This is a genomic window from Nocardia sp. NPDC050799, assembly GCF_040654015.1.
GTDB lineage: Bacteria > Actinomycetota > Actinomycetes > Mycobacteriales > Mycobacteriaceae > Nocardia.
Window position 1 is genome coordinate 45,956 of sequence record NZ_JBFAHF010000013.1, and the last position, 14,511, is coordinate 60,466.

The window sequence follows — 14,511 nt, forward strand, 5'->3', positions numbered from 1 at the left end:
GCCCTCCGTCCCGCGCCCAGTACACCACCACTTTCTCAACAGAGTTCCATCCGGCGCGTTGCCGAACATCCCCGCTGGTGAGAAGTTTGTACCGATATCTCGGCGGTACCGCGACGAGAACCTGCGCGGAGACACGGTGGCGGGCGTGGACGAGTCGGCGTCGGCGGTTCTGCACCCTTGCCGTTCTGCGCGTAAGCCGGTTCGGCTCCGCGTCGTGCGGATCGAATGTGCGCCGAGTTATGCCAGCACCGAGGGATCGGTGGTAGGAGTGGAGTTCGCCATACTGTTCGCGATGCTCTGGGCGTTGGCGATCCGCTGCCCGCGTGCCTCGCCGGAGCTTCGTTCGTAGTACTGGTCGAAGACGGCCGCTGCGTCGCCGGCGGTCGTGGTGTTCTTCAGTCTGCCCATCGCCCCCGATTCACCGTTGTCCAGCTCGTGCACCATGAAGTCGATCTGTGTCTTCCAATCCGTCACCGGCTTGCCCTGAGACGCCGCGAACGCCTCCAGGTTCGCCCGGCGCCCGCCCAGCCACTGCGCCAAACCGATCGCGCCTTCGCCCGGGTTGTACGCACCGGTGTCGAAGCCCGACTCCACCTGGAGGTTCCCGAGGATACCGGCCGCCTGCGCTGGGGTGAAGCCCTTCTCGAGCAGGTACTGATACATCTCCTCCACCTGCGCCTTCTCGCCCTCGCCGATGGGCTGGGCCGATGCGTCACTGTAGGCACCGCTGGTGTTGGTGAGGCCGGGAACGTACGGCGCGGCCCCACCGTTACCCGACCAGTTCTGTGCGGGAACCTCGGTGGACTTGCCCTCCAGCTTCGCGTAGGCACGCAGGATCGCCTCATAGGCGACGCCGACCGCGTTGTCCAGCGCGTTCACGGCATCGATCTGACGGGCCGGAGTGGGATCGTCCGGTACCGCCGAGGAGATGTCGACGGCACGGTCGCGGAGGTCGTCGAACTCCCGGCTCACCGTGTTGGCGTCTTCGGCCGCGAAGCCGGCGATGAAACCGATTTGGTCGTCGAGGGACTCCCAGTCGTCCTGATAGCCATCGACCTGCTTCATGTTGAGGTCGTACTGTTGCCGCAACGCGCTCTCGCCGGGACGCTCGGTCGCTTTCTTCACCAGCTTCCCCGCGTTCAGCGTTTGCGCGTTCTTGTCCCCCAGCCCGTCTTCCAGCGCCTTCAGCACCTTCTCGATATAAGTGATATACGGATTGAGGATCGGAGCGTTGTCCGGACGATGTAGCGCCCATTCCTTCGTCGGAGCCATCGTCCACCTTCCTCAACCCGTATCGCCACCTGCATAACAGAATTCCATTCCGCGACCCGGCGTCACCCTCCCGCTACTGAGAATGCACGCCGGAGCGAGATCGGCGGGGCACCGATGAGAGAGCCTCTCGTGTCACGTCTACCCGAACAAGACCGACAAGCCCAGCGGCTGACCATAGACCGGTGGCAACACCGAGCCGCTGTCAGAAAGGACATCACCATGGGAACTATCGCCGTGCACGAGTTCGTCTCCCTCGATGGATCGTACGAGGACCCGTCGTTCACCTTCGACTTCGGGTTCGATCCGCAGATGGGCGAAACCCTCGCCGCGATCACCGGCGAGGCGAAGGCGATCCTGCTCGGTCGCAACACTTTCGAGATGTTCGCACCGGCGTGGTCCACTCGTACCGTCGTGGACGATCCGGGCGCACCGTTCTTCAACGACACCGCCAAATACGTGGTGGGCGCGCAGCAGCCGCAGGCCGAATGGGCCAACAGCACCTCCCTCGGCGCCTACGATCCCGAGAAGATCCGCACGCTCAAGGACGAGATCGACGGGACCATCTATATCAGCGGTAGCGGCACCCTGGTTCGGGCGTTGCTCGCCGACGGACTGGTCGACGATCTACACCTGTTCGTGTATCCGATCGCCCTGGGCAAAGGGGAGAAACTGTTCACCGACGGGGTCGACACCACGAAGTTCGTCCTCAAAGGCCATGACGTATACGCCAACGGAGTGGTGCACCTGGACTACGGACCGGCCGCGTCCTGACACGGTGGCCGGTACCGGTCCGGCGGGCCCGGTACCGGCCATGCGGCCGGTTGTCCCGCAACGCTGGTCGTATCCACCACCGCACCGCTCCCAGCGGCTAGGTTCGACAGCAGTGCCGAACCACCAGGAGGAGTCGTATGCCGGACCCGATCGCGTCCACCCCGGAAGACCTCGTCGCCCCACTGTCGGTCGAGCAGCGCGCCCGGCTGGGCAGTGGCCGCGACTTCTGGTCGACCGAGCCGATCGGGGATATCCCGTCGATCACCGTCTCCGACGGCCCGCACGGCCTGCGCTATCAGGATCCCGACCATGCCGGTGACGCGCTGGGCATCGGCCCGAGTATTCCGGCCACCTGTTTTCCGCCCGCGGTGGGCTTGGGGCAGAGCTGGGACCCGGAGCTCGCCGCGCGGGTGGGGGCGGCGATCAGCCGGGAGGCCCGGGCCGCGGGTGTGCACATCGTGCTGGGGCCCGGGATCAATATCAAGCGAGATCCGCGCTGCGGCCGCAACTTCGAGTACTACTCCGAGGATCCCCGGCTGACCGCCGCGCTCGCCACGGGCTGGGTCCGCGGACTCCAGGAGCAAGGTGTGGGCGCGTCGCTGAAGCACTTCGCGGCGAACAACACCGAACACGAACGGATGACGTCGAGTTCTGATGTCGATCCGCGCCCGCTGCGCGAGATCTATCTACACGCGTTCGGGCACGTGGTACGGGAGGCCGCTCCCTGGACGGTGATGTGTTCGTACAACAAGATCAACGGCGTGTACGCGGCGCAGAACCACTGGCTGCTCACCGAGGTCCTCCGCGAGGAGTGGGGTTTCACGGGCGTGGTGGTGAGCGACTGGGGCGCGGTCGACGACCGGGTCGCCGCGGTCGCCGCCGGACTGGATCTGACGATGCCCGGCGCCGACGAGGCCGGTGATCGGCGCGTGGCCGCCGCGGTCGCCGCCGGCTCGCCGGCCCCGGAGGTCCTGGAAGCGTCCGCGCGTCGTATCGCCGCCCTGGCCGTCCGGGCCGCCGGCAATGCCGATCCGGCGACCGGCTGGGATGCCGACGAGCACCATACCCTCGCCCGTACGGTCGCGAGCCGCTGCGCGGTGCTGTTGAAGAACGACCACGACGTGCTGCCCCTGTCCCCCGGCGGGCATATCGCGGTGCTCGGCGAATTCGCGACCGAACCGCGCTACCAGGGTGGCGGATCGTCTCATGTCAACGCCACCCGGGTCGATATCGCGCTGGACGAGATCCGCGCCCATGCCGGATCGGCGGCGGTCACCTACGCCCGCGGATTCGATACCGGGTCCGATTCCGCAACAGCGGATCTGCGTACGGAGGCCGTCGAGGCGGCCGCGCGGGCCGATGTCGCCGTACTCTTTCTGGGGCTCGCGGCCGCACAGGAATCCGAGGGCTTCGATCGCGACCATATCGAACTACCCGCGGACCAGCTCGAACTGCTGCACGCCGTTCGCGCGGTGCAGGGCCGGGTCGTCGTCGTCCTGGCGCACGGCGGTGTCCTACGGCTGGCGCCCGTCGTCGGGGCCGCGGACGCGATCCTGGACGCCGCGCTGCTGGGCCAGGCGGCCGGCGGCGCCGTCGCCGATCTGCTGTTCGGTATCGCCGCACCGACGGGCCGGTTGACCGAAACGATTCCGCTACGGCTCGCCGATGTGCCCGCCTACGACAATTTCCCGGGTGAGCAGGGCCATGTCCGGTACGGGGAAGGTATTTTCGTCGGCTACCGCTGGTACGACCGTCGTGAACTCGAGGTGAGCTTCCCGTTCGGCCACGGACTGACCTATACGACCTTTGCCTACGCCGAGCCGCACGCGGTCGCCGACGCCGACGGCGTCACGGTGACGGTACGGGTGATCAATACCGGCGCACGGGCGGGCCGGGAGGTCGTCCAGGTCTATACGAGCCCGGTGACCTCGTCGATGCTGCGCCCGCCGCGGGAGCTCGCCGGATTCGCGACGGTGGCGCTGGAACCCGGTGCGGCGGACGAGGTCACCGTCCGGATCCCCCGGCGGGAATTCGCCCGCTGGCACGTACCCGCCGGTCGCTGGATCGTCGAAGGCGGCGAATACATTCTGTTCATCGGGCGTTCCAGCCGGGACCTGCCGGTGCGCGCGACCGTCCGGGTCGACGGCGACGAGGTTCGACTGCCGCTCACCCGGGAGTCGGCATTCGCCGAGGTCATGGCGAATCCGGTGGCGGGGCCGGAACTCGGCGCGAAACTCGGGCCGCTGATCGGTGAGCCCGGTAGTTCGGCGGGTACCGATCTGGGGGTGGATATGGCGCGCATGATCGGGTCCATCCCCATCGGGCGCATCGCGCTGAACCTCGGTGGGCTGATGACCGCCGAGGAACTCGACGAGCTGCTGGCCCGCGCGAACGGCTGAAACACGAGGCGATTTCGCGGCGCGCCCGCTGTCGGTCGGGGGCGTGCCGCGACCACGTCCAGGGTCCGAACTGCGTGAATTCGGAATTAGGGCAAGCGGATTACCTCTGTTTGCCATGATCTTCTGCATGAACAGAAATGCCATTTCCGCCGTGCGCGAGCAACTCCGGCGCTTCGCCGGATCGCGAGCAGTGCCGGCCGTATTCGCGGTCGTCGTATCACTCGGCCTCACGGCGAGCCCCGCCCACGCCGAACCCGCGACCCCGGCTCCGCTCCCCTCGGCGGGCTGTTCGGCACCGCAGCCGCGACCCGGTACCGAGGCGGTACTGTTCGGCTCCCGCGGGATCTCCGGTGTCTACGGCCGGGATATTCCCGCGGGCCCGGACCGGCCCCTGCCCGTGGTTCTGGACCTGCACGGATATCTCGAACCCGCGTTCATCCAGTACACGAGCACCGAACTCGGTGCCTACGGACGCAGCCACGGCTTCGTCACCGTCACCCCGCAACTGTTGCGCCCCGGCCTGCCCCGCTGGGACTTCGGCCCCGGTTCGCCCGATATCGGCTATCTGGCGGACCTGCTCACCGAGGTGGAGTCCACACTTTGCGTGGACACCCGGCGGATCTACGCCACCGGGCTGTCCATGGGCGGCTTCACCACGTCGTCACTGGGCTGCCAGCTGGCCGATCGGATTGCCGCCATCGCGCCGGTCGCGGGCCTGGCCGATTTCGCCTGGTGCACGCCGGCCCGGCCGATGCCGGTGATCGCCCTGCACGGCACCGCGGACCCCATCGTCGCCTACGAGGGCGGCACCGGACCGAACGCGCGGCTGCTCCCTTCGCCGGACGGATTCGGTTCGGCCGACCCCGCCCATCGGGCACCCGATGTGGAAGGTCCGGGCCCGCATTCGGTTCCGGCGAATGCCGCCGCCTGGGCCCGGCGCAACGGATGTGCGAGCGAGCCGGTCGAGCAGCAGGTCACCGGCGATGTGGTCCGGTCGGCCTATCCGTGCCCGGCGGGGGCCGAGGTGCAGCTGTGGTCGGTGATCGGGGGCGGTCATCTCTGGTTCGGCACCCCATCGGAGATCTTCCCGGTAGCCCTGGTCGGCACTGATACCGAGTCGATCAGCGCCACCACGCTCATCTGGGACTTCTTCCGCGCGCACGCGCTGAACTGATATCGCTCACCCCAGCGCGGCCAGCCGCTCCCGGGCCCGCTCGTACTCCGCGGCGAGCCGGTCGACCACGGCCGCGGTGGGACCGATCTCGGTCACCGCGCCGATACCGTGCCCCGCACCCCAGATATCGCGCCACGCCTTGGCTTCACCGGAGTTCAGGAATTCCAGCGACCCGGAGCCGGCACCCGGGGCCCCCAGCGCATCGGGGTCCATACCGGCGGCGACAATACTGGGCCGCAGGTAGTTACCCTTGACGCCGGTGAAGAAATCCGTGTAGACGATATCTCCGGCAGTGCCGGCGACGATCATCTTCTTGTACTCGGGCACCGCCGCGGCCTCGTCCGTCGCGATGAATGTGGAGCCCACATAGGCGAAATCGGCGCCCGCGGCGCGGGCCGCGAGCACGCTGTCGCCGTGCGCAATGGCGCCCGAGAGTGCCAGCGGGCCGTCGAACCACTCCCGGATCTCCCGGACCAGCGCGAACGGCGACACCGTCCCGCCGTGGCCCCCCGCTCCGGCGGCCACCGCGACCAGTCCGTCGGCCCCCTTGGCCACGGCCTTGCGGGCGAAGGTATCGCTGATGACATCGTGCAGCACCACCCCGCCGTAGGCGCGGATCCGTTCGTTGACATCGGCGCGGGCGCCCAGCGAGGTGATCACGATCGGTACCCGGAACTCCTCCAGGATCGCCAGATCCTCCCGCAGGCGCGCATTGCTCTTGTGCACGATCAGGTTCACCGCGTAGGGCGCCGCACCCGGGGTCGCGGCCAGCTCACCGGTGATCCGGGCGAGCCATTCCCGCAGCTTGTCGGTACTCCGCGCGTTGAGCGCCGGGAAAGAGCCGATGATCCCCGCCTTCGACTGGGCGAGGACCAGCTCGGGGCCGGACACGATGAACATGGGGGCGGCGATAACGGGTAGGCGCAGGTCGGCGCGCAGGATCGCGGGTAGTCGCTCGGTCACGCTACCGACGGTAACAAAGGCACCCGCCCTCAGTTGCGGGTCGATCCGTGGTCCCGGGCACACCGGCCCGGACGGTCCGCGCGTTATTTCCGGGGCAACCCGAGCACCAGCGTCGCGATGGTATTGAGCTGGATCTCCAGCGTCCCACCGCCGATGATCCAGGTCGGGATATCGAGTTCGTGGTGTACCGGTTCGGAGATCGCCTCGCCGAGGGCCCCGGCCGGGCCGATCAGGTTCAGGGCGGCCGCCGCGGCGTCGGTGTGCAGCATGGAGGCCGCCGCCTTCGCGACACTCGTGGCCGGACCTACCGGCTGACCGTCCAGCCGCCGAATCGTCTCGCGCAGATTCAACGCCGAGACGGCCGCGCCCCGAGCACTGATACGGCCGAGTGTGCGCAGCGCGTCGTCCCGGCTGCCGGCGTATTCCTCGCGCTCGATGATCTCTTTGATCCGCTTGTTGTGTCCGGGATCCCGGACACCGCCGATGAACAGCCGTTCCTGCGCCAGCGTCTCCAGGGTCAGCGTCCAGCCCTGTCCCGGCTCGCCCAGGACCATCGAATCCGGCACGAAAGCGTTGTCGAAGAAGACCTCGTTGAACTCGGCATCGCCGCTGGCCTGGGTGATCGGGCGGACCGTCACCCCGGCGCCGTGCATATCGACCAGGAACATGGTGAGTCCGCGGTGCCGTTCGGCGTCCGGATCGGTGCGGCCCAGCAGCAACCCCCAGTCGGCGCGATGGGCGAGCGTGGTCCAGATCTTCTGTCCGGTCAACTCCCATCCGCCCTCGACCCGGATGGCCCGCAGGCTCAGGGAAGCGACATCGGATCCGGCTTCCGGTTCACTGAACAGCTGGCACCAGATCTCTTCGCCACGCAGTGCGGGAGCCGCCAACCGGGCCAATTGTTCGGGTGTGCCCCGGTGCAGCACGATGGGTACCACCCACTGGCCGATTCCCATGGAGGGCTGGACGATCCCATGCCGGTCGTATTCGTCCTGCAGGATCAGCTGTTCGAGGGGCCCGGCCTCGATCCCGTAGGGCCGCGGCATCGGCGGCGAGACCAGGCCGTTGTCGGCCAGCAGTGTCCGGCGCGGGCCCGGGTTCACCGCGTCGGTATCGCCGATCTTCGAAGGACCCGGGTTATCCAGTTCCACCGCCCGGTCCAGGATCGCCGAAACCTGTTCCCGGAAAGACGAATCCGTCTCGGGCAAGGGTACCGCGAAGGTACGCGGCCCGTGCAGGGCCGCCGCGCCCAGCCGCAGTTCCCACGATTCCACCGGCCCGGCCAGCGCGGCCAGCGCGATGGCCCGCCGCCAGTAGAGATGCAGATCGTGCTCCCAGGTGAACCCGATCGCGCCGTGCAGGCTCAGGCATTCCACGGCCGCGTGTACCGCGTTGCCGAGGGTGGTGAGCGCCGCACCGGCGACCGCATGCGTCCGCTGCTGCGCATCGTCGTCCAGGCCGCGCATCGCGTCCCAGGCCGCCGCGGTGGCGAGTTCGCTGGTGATCAGCAGTTGCGCGGTGCGGTGCTGTACCGCCTGGAAGGCGCCGATCGGCCGGCCGAACTGGGTGCGCGAGGTGACGTAGGCGGTGGCGGTGTCCGAACACCAGCGGATCACCCCCGCCGCCTCCACGGCCGACAGCGCCACGGCGACCGCGACGGCCCGCTCGGTATCGAGCGCGACCGGTGCGCCGACGGCGACCGAGGTGAACCGGATCCTCCCGATATCGCGGCCCAGATCGGCCCCGTCCTGCACCTCGACCTCGAGTCCCGCGGCCGTCCGATCGACGACGAACCACCTGGTCTCCGCGTCGGATGCGGCGGCCACCACGAACAGTTCGGCCGACGCGGCCCCCAGCACCGGCCCGGTGGCGCCGTCGAGTCGCGCGGTATCGCCGGAGGCGCCGTCCACCGTGATCGCGTGCTCGGGCACGACGACCGCGCCGGTCGCCCCGACGGCGAACTTCCGCAGGAGGGCGTCGACGCGGTCCTCCCCCGCCGCTGCGGCGAGCACCGCGCTCGTGACCACGGTGGGCAGCAGCGGGCCCGGCAGCAGCGCCCGCCCTGATTCGGCGACCACCACCGCGAGGTCGTCGAGGGTGCCGCCCTGCCCGCCGATCGATTCCGGCAGATGGACCCCGGCCAGGCCGAGCGCCACGAGGTCGGGCCAGAAATCCGGCCGCGCACCCGCTTTCAGGCGTTCGGTGTTCTCACGAAGGTATCCGCGACCGGCGCGGCGGTCGGCGAAGCCGGTCACGGTTTCGGCCAGTGCCGCCTGGTCGGCGGTCAGCGCTACAGGCACGGTTCTCATTCCGGTCGAGGGGCACGGTCTCGTTCCCGATCGGGTACGGGAATCCTAGATTAGAACCCGTTCTACTCGCGGCGGAGCGATTCGCACAACCCGTACCCGGCCCGCGCCGCTTCCGCCGGCTCGGCCGCTGTCGCGGGGCCGGCCGTACCGGGCCCGGCGACCATCGGAACACCGACCCCACATCCTGAGCGACCAGGTTGTCCATAGCCCGTTCGGCCACCGCGGCGATGGTCATCGACGGATTGCACGCGGCGGCGTTATCGCGGAGGCCGCGGTCGGGCCTGCGACGGTGAAACCCGCTGCGGCGGCCGCGGTACCACTCAGGAATGTGCGCCGTGCGAATGCGGACAAGGACGACCTCCGAACGGCTGTGCACGACTCCGCGCGACAGCCGCCCCGCCCCGCCGCGCCCCGGAACGCGGCGGCCGGGACAGCCGACAAGCGGAGTACGGGGAATCGTCCGCGGGCGAGGTCAAAACTAGACATCTGTCGGGACGAGTGTCATCAACCCGGACCCTTGTTTACCGCAGGCGGGGCCGATTCAGATTTCGCGAACCGTCTCCAGTTCGGTCTTCATCCGCTCCAGGGTCCGCCGGATATTGCCCTTCTGGAATTCGGCGAAGCCCCGTTTTCCGGTGGCGATCCGGTCGAACCACAGCGCGGGCGTGTCCGGCCAGCCGGCGCGATCGTCGTACCAGGTCTCGGTGATCCGGGTGCCGCCGGCCACCTCCTCGAACCGGTACTCCCAGGTGGCCACGGCCACCGGCAGCAACGGCTTCCACACTCCCCACCGGCGGACCTCGAAGACGAACCGGCTCGGCCGCTCGGCCACCACCACTGTGCATCCGGTGTGCCAGCGCATGGCGCCGCGCCGGTTGGCGCCCACGAACTCCATTCCCGGATAGACGGGTCGGCCCGGCTCCGGGACCACCGCCCCGGTGTTCTCCGGACTCCACCTGCCCATCTGCGTCACATCGGTCACTGCGTCGTAGGCAGTCTCCGGATCGATGTCCACCACGATGCTGTCGGACACCTGGGTGGTCCGGGAAATCTTCACCACGGTCGTAACTCCTTCTCGGCCCCGTATCACTCGTCGATCGTAGGCACCGCGGCGTCCGTCGCGAGATCGGCGGACCGCCGTCCCGCGCCCGGGCTCACCGTCTCGTCCGGACCGGATCCGGCCCCGTCCGCCGCGGCGGCACAAACAGCGTGCGGATCAGCCCGAGCGACGTCCTCGTCTGCCGGAGCCGACACCGGCACCCGGGGCAACCCCCCCTGTAGGTCGATCGGAGGGCGCCGATCCCGGCGTCATCGACGGTCGCGGTCGGCCGCGTCGGCATGTTCGAGCAGTGCCGCCACCGCCCGCTCCGCGCTCTGGGCAGCACTTTCCATCGTGGCCGACCAGTCGGTGCGGGTCCAGTCGCCGGCCAGGACCAGATTCGGCACCGAGGTCCGCTGGTCCGGGCGCAGACCTGTGGTGCCCAGCACCTGAGAGAAGGTGGCCTTCGGCATTTTCACGACGTGGGCGTGCACCAGCCGTGCCGCCTCGGCTTCCGGATAGTAGCGACGGATCAGCGCCAGCTGCTCCTCGACGATCTCGTCGTTGCTCTTGTGAATCTGCTCGTAGGCGCCGCTGGTGGTCAGGCAGTAGAGCCAGGCGCCGTCGGGGGTCCGGCCGTGCATACGCTGCCGGTCGAAGACCTCGTCGATCACGCCGGTCCCGCCGATCAGCACTTCCATCGCGGACTTCGTCCGCAGCGGCCGGTCCAGATACAGGTTGGTGCTGACGATCGGGGTAACGCCCAGTTTGTCGGCGGCCGCATAGATCTCGGCGTGTTCGGGCAGTTCGTCGAGCAGACCGTGGATCCGCGAATTGGGTACCGCGCACACCACCGCGTCGGCCGGAATCTCGGTGCCGTCGGCCAGTTGCACCCCGGTCACCAGGCCGTCGGTGATCAGGATTCGGCGGGCCACCGTCCGGAACCGGACATCGACACCGTATCGGGCGAAGGCCCGCTCGGCGCCGGTGATGTACAGGGTGTCCAGATCCACGGTCGGATAGCCGATGGTGACGCCGACCCGGTCCTGCGCCCCGATGCGGATACCGGTCGCCAGTACGTCGGCGAACACCTTCGCCGACTCCCGCTGGACCGGTTCGGCCGCGATACCGAGAGCCAGCCAATCCCACAACGCCTCCCGCGCTGTCGCGGGCATGCCCACCCGCTCGAACCACTGCTCGGTGGTGATATCGGCGAGATCCGCGGGCTGGTACAGGGCCTGCCGCCCGAGCCGGATCGTCGCGCGCAGCGCCCGGAGCCGGTCGAGTACCCCCGCGTCGGGGTGGGCGCCGAGCAGTGTGCGCACCGCGCGGAATCCCTTGGTGTGCAACAGGACCGCGCGTCCACCCGGCCAGCGCAGCGTCCCCGCGCCCGGGAATTCGAGGTGGTCGCGGGTTCCCACGCTTTCGAGGTAGCGGAACAGGCTGCGGTAGCCGCTGGCCACCACGTGCTGCCCGTTGTCGGGGGCGTCGCCGACCTCGGGGACCTCCATCGCCTGGGTGCGGCCGCCCAGCCGGGCCCGCCGTTCGAGCAGGGTCACCTGCTTGCCGGCCTCGGCCAGCCATACCGCCGCGGCCAGACCGGCGAGCCCGCCCCCGATCACAACATATCGACCGGCATCGTTCATCTACTTCTCCCGGACCTCGCGAACCCCATGATTGACACAATGTAACGCAGTCCATACATTCGTTTCATGGGTTCCGACAACACGGGTGCCGCGATTCCCACCCGTCACCCCGCCGCTCCGGTCCGGGTCCCCGGACTGCGACCGTTCGCCCTGCTGATGGGCATCGGCGCGCCCGACGCCGAGCAGTGGGAGGCCATGGGCGCCTCCCTCCTGGTCGGGGACGAGCCGATGGATTCGCTGGTCGACTGGATGATCACGACGGGGATGGGCACTACCCGGCCGCTGTTCGAACAGGCCCTGCACGCCGGGATCGATTCGGTCCCCGATGCCCCCGCCCCGCTGCGCGAATTCTTCACCGCCGTGGAGACCCCGCCGGTCTGGTTGGACGAGCAGGCGCTGCGCCGCGGCGAACAGGTATTGCGCCGCGGCGGATTCGACGGGCTGTACCTGGCGCGAGATGTCTCCTTCCTCGGTGGTTATCTCGCCTCGGGTTTCAACAAAACCCTGCTGCGTACCGGAGCTCTGGAGAAAGGTCCCGCGCAGCGGTTCGCCGAAACCATGCAGTGGGCGCTGGACGTCCAGAACGGAATGGAGAAGTTCGGCCCCGGCTACCGCTCGACCCTGCACGTGCGATTCGTCCACTCGCTGGTCCGCCGGCACGTGGGCGCCATGCCGGACTGGGACGGCGATGCCTGGGGGCTGCCGATCAACCAGACGGATATGGCGGCGACACTGGTCGGCGCCCTCATCGCACCGTTCATCGGCGGGATGGCGATGGGAATCCTGCCCTCGCGGGCGGATCGGGAAGCGGCCGCTCATCTCGCGCGCTACGTGGGGTGGCTCATGGGTGTCGCCGACGAATGGCTGCCCACCGGATTCCGCGACAGCGTGCGAATCCTATACCACTGCATGACCGCCATCACCAATCCGGACGAGACCACCCGCCAGCTCGCGCTGCCGATGGCGAACGACCCGCTCACCTGGAACTACCCCAACCTGCCGTGGCTGCGCGGCAGAATCGCCCGCGCCCAGCACCTTTCGATCGCCACCATGTACCTGGGGCCCGGCGCCATGCGCAAGCTCGGATTGTGGCCGTATATGCCGCCGTGGTACCCGATGCTGCGATTGCCGGTCAATCTCGTCCGCAGCGCGGCCACCCGGATCAGCCCGGGTGCGCGGGCACGCGCCGAAGTGCGGGGCACGCGAGAGCAGGAAGCATTCCAGCGGATGCTGGTCGGCTCCGGACCCGCGACCGTCGGGCTCTCCGCACAGAACCTCCAAACCAGCGCCTGAGACCGCACGGCGGCGCATCGGTCGCGATCATCTCGCCGGGCGGTATCCGGTGCCGCGGCCGGCGGACGGCACACCACCCGGTATCGCGCGCCCTGGGCGAAGGCGCCGATATCGTCGTCTGCGGGCGCGGCACCGACGCCGCGCCGACCGTCGGCCCCGGCGTGTGGTGGCACAGCTGGACGCCCGCCGATTGGGATCGGCTCGCCGGCGCGGCGCTCGCCGGGCACATCATCGAGTGCGGGCCCCAGGCGGGCGGCGGGAACCTCTCCGGATTCGCCTCCGTCGAGCACCTGCCGACTCCCGGATTCCCGAGCGCGGAGATCGCCGCGGACGGTAGCAGCGTGATCACCGAACACGCCGGCGACGACGGAGAGGTCACCGTGGACACGCAGCGCTGTGGCGACGGCGGGGCGCCGAACGGACCGGGGATCTGCGCGGTGCTCTGCCGGCGGCGGTGAACCATTCCGGCGACTCCGATTCCACCGGGGCTGTGGCCGGCAACCTACTCGGGGCCGGGTACGGGCTGTCCGCGCTCCCGGCGGAATGGGCGCGGACTGTGGAGGGCCGCGATTACTGATCCAGGTGGCCGACGAACTCGTGGTGACCTTCCACTACGGCTACCAGGATCGGGCCGATCAACGCTATCCGCTCGATACAGCCGAACGACTCTGAGCACATGACCAGCACTATCACCGAGACTTCTACGAAAACCGTGGTCCGGTCGTACCCCGCCGCTATAACGTAGGCCGGTATACGTGTGCGACGACCGAGCATCACACCGAGAAAGACAGGAACAATGGAGATTCAGGGAACACGTGCAGTCGTCGTCGGAGGCGCCTCCGGGATGGGGCGGGCCAGCGCCGAGCTCTTGGCCGCGCGCGGAGCAAAAGTCGTGATCATCGACCGGACCGCAAGTGAGGGCAACAAGGTCGCGGCCGATCTCGGTGGTTCCTTCTTCGAGGCCGATGTCACCGACCACGCGGGAGTCGAAACCGTGCTGGCCGACGCGGCGGCCGAACTGGGCGGTCTCGATATCGCCGTCAACACCGCCGGCGGCGGGATCGCCAAACGCACGCTGTCCAAAACGGGCCCGCACGATCTGGAATCGTTCACCCAGATCATCAATTTGAACCTGATCGCCACCTTCAACCTCAACCGGTTGCAGGCCTGGCATATGAGCCAGGGCGAACCGAACGCCGACGGCGAACGCGGGGTCATCATCAACACCGCCTCGATCGCCGCCTTCGAGGGCCAGATCGGGCAGGTCGCCTACACCGCCGCCAAGGCAGGTATCGCCGGCATGGCATTGACCATGGCGCGCGACCTCGGCTCGGTCGGTGTCCGGGTGCTGGCCATCGCGCCGTCGCTCTTCGATACCGGCATCCTCGCCGGAGTGCCCGAGGAGATGGTCACCCCGCTGGTCGCCGGCAACGCATTCCCCAAGCGGATGGGACGTCCGGCGGAGTACGCGAAGCTGGCCGCCGCCATTGTCGAGAACGGCATGCTCAACGGCCAGTGTCTGCGCCTGGACGCCGGAATGCGCTTCGCGCCCAAGTGAATCACCGCGAACCGGGGCACTGCCCCCAGCGGCACGGCAGTGCCCCGGAGTCGTGTGAGGAGCCGGCGCCCGGCCGCGGCGGGCGCG

General features: G+C 68.8%; 10 protein-coding genes and 2 pseudogenes. 7 read left to right on the plus strand and 5 right to left on the minus strand.

The genetic code is table 11. The annotated features are described in order from the left end of the window. Positions 1 to 237: 237 nt before the first annotated feature. Positions 238 to 1,272, minus strand: a complete 1,035-nt coding sequence (locus tag AB0H42_RS15570) for a phage tail tip lysozyme (RefSeq protein ID WP_357055714.1) — start codon at positions 1,270 to 1,272, stop codon at positions 238 to 240. Between the two features lie 219 nt (positions 1,273 to 1,491). On the opposite strand from AB0H42_RS15570, the gene AB0H42_RS15575 reads away from it, so the two are divergent. The 3 genes from AB0H42_RS15575 to AB0H42_RS15585 all read left to right on the plus strand — a co-directional run bounded on the left by AB0H42_RS15575 (position 1,492) and on the right by AB0H42_RS15585 (position 5,616). Next, a complete protein-coding gene (locus AB0H42_RS15575; RefSeq protein ID WP_357055717.1) occupies positions 1,492 to 2,043 on the plus strand; it encodes a dihydrofolate reductase family protein in 552 nt (183 codons plus the stop codon). A gap of 137 nt (positions 2,044 to 2,180) precedes the next feature. Continuing rightward, positions 2,181 to 4,442, plus strand: coding sequence for a glycoside hydrolase family 3 C-terminal domain-containing protein (locus tag AB0H42_RS15580; RefSeq protein WP_357055720.1), 2,262 nt, complete (start codon positions 2,181 to 2,183; stop codon positions 4,440 to 4,442). Between the two features lie 127 nt (positions 4,443 to 4,569). Continuing rightward, entirely contained in the window at positions 4,570 to 5,616 is a 1,047-nt protein-coding gene (locus tag AB0H42_RS15585; RefSeq protein ID WP_357055723.1) for a hypothetical protein, read from the plus strand. Positions 5,617 to 5,622: 6 nt separating this feature from the next. On the opposite strand, the gene AB0H42_RS15590 is transcribed toward AB0H42_RS15585, so the two are convergent. The 4 genes from AB0H42_RS15590 to hpnE all read right to left on the minus strand — a co-directional run bounded on the left by AB0H42_RS15590 (position 5,623) and on the right by hpnE (position 11,573). Beyond that, on the minus strand, positions 5,623 to 6,579 hold the full coding sequence (locus tag AB0H42_RS15590; protein WP_357055726.1) for a nitronate monooxygenase family protein: 957 nt from the start codon (positions 6,577 to 6,579) through the stop codon (positions 5,623 to 5,625). A gap of 83 nt (positions 6,580 to 6,662) precedes the next feature. Further along, complete coding sequence (locus tag AB0H42_RS15595) at positions 6,663 to 8,879, minus strand: acyl-CoA dehydrogenase (RefSeq protein ID WP_357055729.1); 2,217 nt, start codon at positions 8,877 to 8,879, stop codon at positions 6,663 to 6,665. Positions 8,880 to 9,429: 550 nt separating this feature from the next. Next, positions 9,430 to 9,948 carry an SRPBCC family protein gene (locus AB0H42_RS15600; RefSeq protein ID WP_357055732.1) on the minus strand — a complete coding sequence of 173 codons (519 nt, stop codon included), beginning with the start codon at positions 9,946 to 9,948 and terminating at the stop codon, positions 9,430 to 9,432. 248 nt (positions 9,949 to 10,196) lie between these two features. Beyond that, positions 10,197 to 11,573: a hydroxysqualene dehydroxylase HpnE gene (gene hpnE, locus AB0H42_RS15605; RefSeq protein ID WP_357055735.1), complete on the minus strand. Its 1,377-nt coding sequence runs from the start codon at positions 11,571 to 11,573 to the stop codon at positions 10,197 to 10,199. Between the two features lie 66 nt (positions 11,574 to 11,639). Between hpnE and AB0H42_RS15610 the strand changes: the two genes are divergently transcribed. The 4 genes and pseudogenes from AB0H42_RS15610 to AB0H42_RS15625 all read left to right on the plus strand — a co-directional run bounded on the left by AB0H42_RS15610 (position 11,640) and on the right by AB0H42_RS15625 (position 14,424). Further along, the gene (locus AB0H42_RS15610) at positions 11,640 to 12,866 is read left to right on the plus strand and encodes an oxygenase MpaB family protein (protein ID WP_357055738.1); all 1,227 of its coding nucleotides are present in this window, start codon (positions 11,640 to 11,642) and stop codon (positions 12,864 to 12,866) included. 83 nt (positions 12,867 to 12,949) lie between these two features. After that, positions 12,950 to 13,255, plus strand: a pseudogene (locus tag AB0H42_RS15615) (acyclic terpene utilization AtuA family protein); the annotation flags it as partial. A 62-nt stretch (positions 13,256 to 13,317) separates the two neighbouring features. Next, positions 13,318 to 13,413: pseudogene (locus AB0H42_RS15620) on the plus strand (ADP-ribosylglycohydrolase family protein); the annotation flags it as partial. A gap of 249 nt (positions 13,414 to 13,662) precedes the next feature. Beyond that, a complete protein-coding gene (locus AB0H42_RS15625) occupies positions 13,663 to 14,424 on the plus strand; it encodes an SDR family NAD(P)-dependent oxidoreductase (protein ID WP_357055741.1) in 762 nt (253 codons plus the stop codon). Positions 14,425 to 14,511: the final 87 nt, after the last annotated feature.

Bases quoted from the DNA above. Each gene is read 5' to 3' on its own strand.
- AB0H42_RS15570 (WP_357055714.1), bottom strand. From the start codon at position 1,272: ATGGCTCCGACGAAGGAATGGGCGCTACATCGTCCGGACAACGCTCCG.
- AB0H42_RS15575 (WP_357055717.1), top strand. From the start codon at position 1,492: ATGGGAACTATCGCCGTGCACGAGTTCGTCTCCCTCGATGGATCGTAC.
- AB0H42_RS15580 (WP_357055720.1), top strand. From the start codon at position 2,181: ATGCCGGACCCGATCGCGTCCACCCCGGAAGACCTCGTCGCCCCACTG.
- AB0H42_RS15585 (WP_357055723.1), top strand. From the start codon at position 4,570: ATGAACAGAAATGCCATTTCCGCCGTGCGCGAGCAACTCCGGCGCTTC.
- hpnE (WP_357055735.1), bottom strand. From the start codon at position 11,573: ATGAACGATGCCGGTCGATATGTTGTGATCGGGGGCGGGCTCGCCGGT.
- AB0H42_RS15610 (WP_357055738.1), top strand. From the start codon at position 11,640: ATGGGTTCCGACAACACGGGTGCCGCGATTCCCACCCGTCACCCCGCC.
- AB0H42_RS15625 (WP_357055741.1), top strand. From the start codon at position 13,663: ATGGAGATTCAGGGAACACGTGCAGTCGTCGTCGGAGGCGCCTCCGGG.